This window comes from Kamptonema sp. PCC 6506 (assembly GCF_000180455.1).
Lineage (GTDB): Bacteria > Cyanobacteriota > Cyanobacteriia > Cyanobacteriales > Microcoleaceae > Kamptonema > Kamptonema formosum.
Genome location: NZ_CACA01000262.1, coordinates 1 through 1,832, shown reverse-complemented (window position 1 = coordinate 1,832; position 1,832 = coordinate 1). Strand labels below are relative to the sequence as shown.

Sequence of the window (1,832 nt, the reverse complement as noted above, 5' to 3'; positions counted from 1 at the left end):
CCTTGCTTAAAATTATAGCAAGCTACTTTGATAGCAAAGCAGCAAGACTCTTCTGGTTCCCAAACACAGCGAATGGGGGGTGTTTGGGGCTGTCTTAATATCGAAGAGTGCGATCGCCTCAAGCGACTCTTGTTATGGTTGATTGAGGAGAAGTCGGGCAAAATGATGGTTACGGTTAAGTTTAAGCGATCGGCGGTTTGCCATATTTTTTAAACAAATCGTTGACGGCTTCTATGAGTAATTCGTGAGAAGGCTTCCCCAAGTCAGTTGCCAGGTGCTTGAGTTGCTTCCACGCCCCTTCATCTAACCGTAATGTCTGCCCCCTGCGTTTGGGTTCAGCTTCTGTGGCGGAGGATGCTGCTTGTACTACGGTTGTTCCCTTGGAGAGTGTCAAATCGGACAAACTTGGTTTCTTCTTGGGCATTACTTACTCCCTGCTTTCAACAGTTTCGCAATCCAGTTCCAACTTTGTTTAATCTCAATCGCGGCTTTTCCCCTTGGCTCAATCTCATTCGCTACCCTACCGTCAATCAAAGCCCGTGAGTAGGCAATGCGAGAGGCTATTGCCACTGGACAAATGGGTAAACTGTAGGCAGCTAGGGCGGTTTTAGCTTCCTCAGTAACACCTGACCGAGGTGGTGTTTGATTGAGGACGAACACAGCAGACTTGCCTATGCCTCGTACCAATTCGACTGTGCCTGCGATCGCTTCTAAGTCCAGTACAGAAGGCCGTACCGGAATCACCACCAAGTCTGAGACTCGCGCTGCGTACACGGCATTTGTGTCAATGTCAGGGGGAGTGTCTATAAGCACCAAGTCAATTCCACCGTCTCGGCAAGCCTGAATCTGGTCAGATATGTTGGACGGTTGGGGCTGTATCAGTAAGGGGGTTTCAGCTTCTCGCTTGTTAAACCAAGATGCTGAGGACTTCTGGGAATCCATGTCTGCCAATACGACACTCAAACCGCACTTTACGGCAACGACTGCCCAGTGGACGGCAAGGGTTGTCTTTCCCGACCCTCCTTTTCTCGACAAAAGGCTAACTACGAACATCAGTAATCTTTGCTAGTTTGATATCATTATAGCGTGAAAGCTGTGGCGTGACCAACTATTATGCGTCGGTTTAACTTGTGATAACTAGGCTTATGGTGATATTCCTTAAAAGATAGTAAGCTATTGTGATATCAAGGTAGCAATGACTGCAACTAGGTCTGAGGGCTTTGTGAGAGTGACACAAGCAGGTTCTTGAATAATTGAGGTGCGATCGCCCCTAAAAAACTCCTCTCAGAATCGCCTGTAACCAACCTCTTTCTCCTTTCAGAGGTGATTCTCCATATCGCTCCTTATCTCAAGCCAGTTGGCATCAAGCGTGAGAGAGCTAAACATACGGATAATCAAATAGCTTGAGCAGGGCAAGCTCCAGGTATTTCAGACCTAGACTCCATGCCTCTGCTCTGGTTTCTTTTGAAGCTCCGCATCCTTTATGACGGCTTTTCGGGTTAGGATGAACGATTGCGTTCCGTATTTCAGTTATCGCCTGTGGGCCATCAACCCAGTTTTGCCTATTCGCTAGCTGAATCAAGTTAGTTAAGCGATCTGGGATTTTTAAGTCTATCCCCAAATATGACAGCAAGAGTTTCACTTCATCAGCGGCTGGGAGTTTGTGAAACCCATTTTGACTGAGGCTGCGTTTATCTTCTACCAACAAGACCCATTAAGGGTCTTGGCAACTTTTGGTGATCGGAACCAATGCCGAATGGCGATCGCTGTTTTTTCAAACTGTTTCTAGGGAGAGAAAAACCCTTTACATCTTGATTAAAAATCGGCGACTC

General features: G+C 47.0%; 3 protein-coding genes. All 3 read right to left on the bottom strand.

The window, feature by feature from the left end; translation table 11 throughout:
• Positions 1–181 precede the first annotated feature (181 nt).
• On the bottom strand, positions 182–424 hold the full coding sequence (locus tag OSCI_RS13340; RefSeq protein WP_007355500.1) for a ribbon-helix-helix domain-containing protein: 243 nt from the start codon (positions 422–424) through the stop codon (positions 182–184).
• A complete protein-coding gene (locus OSCI_RS13335) occupies positions 424–1,053 on the bottom strand; it encodes a ParA family protein (RefSeq protein WP_007355499.1) in 630 nt (209 codons plus the stop codon). The genes OSCI_RS13340 and OSCI_RS13335 overlap by 1 nt, the downstream gene beginning before the upstream one ends.
• 325 nt (positions 1,054–1,378) lie before the next feature.
• Positions 1,379–1,705, bottom strand: coding sequence for a hypothetical protein (locus OSCI_RS13330; protein WP_039962290.1), 327 nt, complete (start codon positions 1,703–1,705; stop codon positions 1,379–1,381).
• Positions 1,706–1,832 lie beyond the last annotated feature (127 nt).

Coding starts and splice junctions, on each gene's coding strand:
- OSCI_RS13340 (WP_007355500.1), bottom strand. CDS start 424: ATGCCCAAGAAGAAACCAAGTTTGTCCGATTTGACACTCTCCAAGGGA.
- OSCI_RS13335 (WP_007355499.1), bottom strand. CDS start 1,053: ATGTTCGTAGTTAGCCTTTTGTCGAGAAAAGGAGGGTCGGGAAAGACA.